Below are 4,127 nucleotides of genomic sequence, written 5' to 3'. Positions count from 1 at the left end.
GGAACTGCCAGGCATCAAATAAAGCAGAAAGCTCAGTCGAAAGACTGAGCTTTTTGTTTTTGCGTTTAAAAAGAACCACGTCCCGAAAGGTACGGGGTTTTTTGCTGTGTGGGGTATATTTCCCCGGTGGCGCTGCGCTTACTGGGGCTACGGACCTTGCGGGTTCTGTAGCCCGGACCGGTACACCACATCACCACCGTTAGCGCCCCGCAATATTATTGCCTCTGTAATCAGGCAAGCCTTCCCCCGCCAGATACGGTAAACTAACGCCGATTTTGCATCAGGAAGCCACTATGAACCACTCCCTCAAACCCTGGAATACCTTTGGCATTGAGCGATCCGCCAATACGATAGTACGCGCCGAAACTGAACAACAGTTATTAAGCGCCTGGCAAACCGCGGTCGCGGCTGGCGAACCCACGCTAATCCTTGGGGAAGGCAGTAACGTCCTGTTTCTGAACGACTATGCCGGTACGGTGATCCTCAACCGAATGATGGGGATCGAGGTGAGCGAAACCCCGGATGCCTGGCGCTTGCACGTCGGCGCCGGCGAAAACTGGCATCAACTGGTGCAGTTCACGCTACAGCATGCGATGCCTGGTCTGGAAAATCTGGCATTAATCCCTGGTTGCGCAGGATCTTCGCCTATCCAGAATATTGGCGCTTACGGCGTCGAATTGCAGCGGGTTTGCGAATATGTTGACTGCATCGAGCTGGAAACGGGACGTAAACAACGCCTTTCCGCAGCGGAATGCCGTTTCGGCTATCGCGACAGCATCTTTAAACATGAATATCAGGACCGCTACGCCATCGTCGCGATTGGCTTGGCGTTAGAGAAAGCGTGGCGACCGGTGCTGAGCTACGGTGATTTAACACGTCTCGATCCGCAGACGGTCACCCCGCAGCAGGTATTCGATGCGGTCTGTCATATGCGAATGACTAAATTGCCGGATCCAAAGATTAACGGTAATGCTGGCAGCTTTTTTAAGAACCCGATCGTCAGCGCTCAGGTTGCTGAAGCGCTGCTGGCGCAGTTCCCTCATGCACCGCACTATCCGCAGGCAAACGGCAGCGTCAAGCTGGCCGCTGGCTGGCTAATCGATCAATGTCAGCTCAAAGGACAACGCATCGGCGGCGCGGCCGTGCATCGACAGCAGGCGCTGGTACTGATTAATGAAGATCAAGCGACCAGTGAGGATGTGATAAAGCTTGCCCATTATGTTCGCCAGCAGGTGGGTGCGAAATTCAATGTATGGCTTCAACCCGAGGTGCGCTTCATTGGAACGCATGGTGAAGTCAACGCAGAGGAGAGCATTGCGTGAAAGACCATACTATCCCTTTAACGCTAATTTCTATCCTTGCTGATGGTGAGTTTCACTCAGGTGAACAGCTTGGCGAGCAGTTAGGCATGAGCCGGGCGGCGATTAATAAGCATATCCAGACTTTACGCGACTGGGGCGTTGATGTGTTTACCGTACCGGGCAAGGGTTACAGCCTGCCAGAGCCTATTCATCTTTTGGATGAGAAAAAGATCTCCCAACAGATAGAGCATGGCCGAGTGACTGTCCTTCCGGTAATCGACTCCACTAACCAGTATTTGCTGGACAGACTGGATGAGCTGACGTCCGGCGATGCCTGCGTGGCTGAATATCAGCAGGCAGGGCGGGGTCGACGAGGCAGAAAATGGTTTTCCCCCTTTGGCGCGAATCTCTATCTCTCAATGTACTGGCGTCTGGAGCAGGGCCCGGCAGCGGCTATTGGCCTAAGCCTGGTGATCGGTATTGTGATCGCTGAAGTGCTGCAGCAACTCGGGGCCGAACAGGTTCGCGTGAAATGGCCGAACGATATTTATCTGCAGGATCGTAAGCTGTCAGGGATCCTCGTGGAACTGACGGGAAAAACGGGCGATGCCGCACAAATCGTCAGCGGCGCGGGTATCAACCTTGTGATGCGTCACGTGGAGTCTGATGTCGTCAATCAGGGTTGGATCAGCCTTCAGGAAGCAGGGGTGGTCATCGATCGTAACCTCCTCGCCGCGCGCCTGATTAAAGAGCTGCGCCTGGGACTGGAGCTGTTCGAGCAGGAAGGGTTGGCTCCTTATCTGCCGCGCTGGGAAAAACTGGATAACTTTATTCATCGTCCGGTAAAACTGATTATCGGTGATAAAGAAATTTATGGCATTTCCCGCGGTATTGACGCCCAGGGGGCGCTATTGCTGGAGCAGGATGGTGTGATAAAAGCCTGGGTCGGTGGTGAAATATCATTGCGCAGCGCAGAATAAAAAAGGGAGCTTCGGCTCCCTTTGCTTTATTTCCGTAAGCGTACCTGATTAACAGAATGATTGGCGCTCTTGGTCATAATCAGGCTGGCGCGCTCACGAGTTGGAAGGATGTTTTCCTTGAGATTCATTAGGTTAATCTCATTCCATAGCGAGGTGGCAATATCCACCGCTTCTTCCTTCGATAGCTTGGCGTAATTATGGAAATAAGAATCCGGGTCGGTAAATGCTCCTTCCCGGAATTTAAGAAAGCGGTTGATATACCAGCTTTTCAATAATTCTTCCGGGGCATCGACATAAATAGAAAAGTCGACAAAATCCGATACGAATACATGATGCGGATCGTGTGGATAATCCATCCCACTTTGCAGAACATTCAGTCCTTCAAGAATGAGAATATCCGGTTGCGCGACAGTTTTATCGCCGTCGGGAATAACATCATAAATTAGATGGGAATAAACCGGTGCAGTTGCCTGCGGTACTCCTGATTTGAGATCGGAGACAAACTTCACCAGCCGATGCATATCATAAGACTGCGGAAAGCCTTTCTTCTTCATTAACCCACGTTCTTTCAAAACCGAGTTAGGGTGCAAAAATCCGTCAGTGGTAATGAGTTCGACATGGCGATGCTCAGGCCAACGGCTAAGCAAGGCCTGCAGTACACGGGCGGTGGTGCTTTTACCTACCGCAACGCTGCCAGCTATGCTGATTATATAGGGAATTCGCTGACCGTTAGTGCCAAGAAATTGTTCGAGAACCGCCTGACGACGCAGGTTAGAACTAATATAGAAGTTGAGCAAACGCGACAGCGGCAAATAGATCTCAGCAACCTCTTCCAGAGAGAGATCTTCGTTGATGCCTTTTAACCGCGTGATTTCTTCCTCGGTTAACGTCATCGGGACAGAATCACGAAGTGCAGCCCATTGGTGGCGGTTAAATTGTAGGTACGGTGTCATTAACGTCTGCTCTTTTTGGCTCATAAGCATGTTCTTACCATCACCGAATACGTTGAAACGGCGATGCTTCACACGAGTTAATCAGGACAATGGGCAGGAGGGTAACACCAGATTGCCGGGAATAATAAGAAAAAAACTCATTGAATGCTGCTTTCTCGCGCCAGCGTCACAAGAGAGGAATAAGTTTCTTATGCTTTGCAAAGCATGGTCTTTGCTAACAGGATAGTGCTAACGGCCTGCTGCCTTTCAGGCTGCGGTCAGCATACGTTCCGGGTAAACGTGGATGACCGGAACCGCGCCTGCTGTGCTGTTTGCTGGCGATTATTTGCACTCCTTTGTTTGAAATTACACCGTTTTTTCGCGTAAGAGCACAAAATGTGAGCAAGAGAACGTTTTATGCAAATTTTTAGTTGCATGAACTCGCTCCTCTCCCTAGAATGCGCGCTACTTGATGCCGACTTAGCTCAGTAGGTAGAGCAACTGACTTGTAATCAGTAGGTCACCAGTTCGATTCCGGTAGTCGGCACCATAACAATTTGGGTGGGGTTCCCGAGCGGCCAAAGGGAGCAGACTGTAAATCTGCCGTCATCGACTTCGAAGGTTCGAATCCTTCCCCCACCACCACTTTCTGGCGACGCTTTGCGTAGCCGGAGTTGGTTGGGTAAACTAATCAGCTCAATACTACAGAGAGCAGTCTCTTTAGTATTACAGAAAGAACTGGGTAGCCGAGTTTCAGGATGCGGGCATCGTATAATGGCTATTACCTCAGCCTTCCAAGCTGATGATGCGGGTTCGATTCCCGCTGCCCGCTCCAGACGTGCTGATATGGCTCAGTTGGTAGAGCGCACCCTTGGTAAGGGTGAGGTCCCCAGTTCGACTCTGGGTATCAGCAC

The 4,127-nt window shown here is 51.2% G+C and carries 3 protein-coding genes and 4 tRNA genes; 6 read left to right on the top strand and 1 reads right to left on the bottom strand.

Features of this window, described 5'->3' with window-relative positions:
* The first annotated feature begins 293 nt into the window (after positions 1 to 293).
* Positions 294 to 1,322, top strand: coding sequence for a UDP-N-acetylmuramate dehydrogenase (gene murB, locus K5R89_RS26635; protein ID WP_087827774.1), 1,029 nt, complete (start codon positions 294 to 296; stop codon positions 1,320 to 1,322).
* Positions 1,319 to 2,281, top strand: a complete 963-nt coding sequence (birA, locus tag K5R89_RS26630; protein ID WP_023291589.1) for a bifunctional biotin--[acetyl-CoA-carboxylase] ligase/biotin operon repressor BirA — start codon at positions 1,319 to 1,321, stop codon at positions 2,279 to 2,281. The genes murB and birA overlap by 4 nt, the downstream gene beginning before the upstream one ends.
* A gap of 26 nt (positions 2,282 to 2,307) precedes the next feature.
* Here the strand turns inward: birA and coaA are convergent, their stop codons facing one another.
* Entirely contained in the window at positions 2,308 to 3,258 is a 951-nt protein-coding gene (gene coaA / locus K5R89_RS26625) for a type I pantothenate kinase (protein WP_032429237.1), read from the bottom strand.
* Between the two features lie 429 nt (positions 3,259 to 3,687).
* Between coaA and K5R89_RS26620 the strand changes: the two genes are divergently transcribed.
* The 4 genes from K5R89_RS26620 to K5R89_RS26605 all read left to right on the top strand — a co-directional run bounded on the left by K5R89_RS26620 (position 3,688) and on the right by K5R89_RS26605 (position 4,126).
* Positions 3,688 to 3,763 (top strand) — tRNA-Thr (locus tag K5R89_RS26620).
* A gap of 10 nt (positions 3,764 to 3,773) precedes the next feature.
* Positions 3,774 to 3,858: transfer RNA gene (locus K5R89_RS26615), tRNA-Tyr, on the top strand.
* 115 nt (positions 3,859 to 3,973) lie between these two features.
* A tRNA-Gly gene (locus K5R89_RS26610) sits at positions 3,974 to 4,048 on the top strand.
* 5 nt (positions 4,049 to 4,053) lie between these two features.
* A tRNA-Thr gene (locus K5R89_RS26605) sits at positions 4,054 to 4,126 on the top strand.
* The last annotated feature ends 1 nt before the right edge of the window (position 4,127 follow it).

The organism is Klebsiella sp. TF21-TM, assembly GCF_019753495.1.
In the GTDB taxonomy this organism is placed as follows: domain Bacteria; phylum Pseudomonadota; class Gammaproteobacteria; order Enterobacterales; family Enterobacteriaceae; genus Klebsiella; species Klebsiella quasipneumoniae.
The sequence above is the reverse complement of the archived record's forward strand: the minus strand, read 5'-3'. Positions and strand labels throughout refer to the sequence as shown.